1 protein-coding gene is annotated in these 433 nt (G+C 38.6%); it reads left to right on the forward strand.

Features of this window, described 5'->3' with window-relative positions:
* The coding region (locus ASC50_RS04805; RefSeq protein ID WP_056928768.1) for a type II toxin-antitoxin system RelE/ParE family toxin at positions 1 to 308 on the forward strand (308 nt) is incomplete at its 5' end.
* Positions 309 to 433 lie beyond the last annotated feature (125 nt).

The raw sequence follows: 433 nt of genomic DNA on the forward strand, positions 1-433 counted from the left end.
GAACGATGACGTATTCTGTTGAAATTTCAGAAACAGCAATGGATGATTTGTGTGAGTTATCTTATACTATAACAGAAACATATAGTTTACCTTTGACCGCGATTCGCTATTTGGATGGTATTTTTGAAAAAATAGAGAAGATATCGCAGAACCCTGCAGCTTTCCCTATTCGCTTCAATTTGTCTCTATTGCAATATGGCGCAGATGTGCGCCGTGCCAATTACAAGAAAATGGCGATTATTTACACCGTAGGTGGTTCTGTGGTACTCATACATCGCGTGATTGCAGCCTCATTAATTATAGATTGAAATGGCTCAACGCATTATCAATGCACCATAAGTTCCTTAATGTTTTTATTCCGCAGGGACAAAATGTTGGTAGCAAACGGATTTTTTTCAACTTATGCCACGTTTTGGCACAAATACAACGAACC

This window comes from Candidatus Symbiothrix dinenymphae (assembly GCF_001431085.1).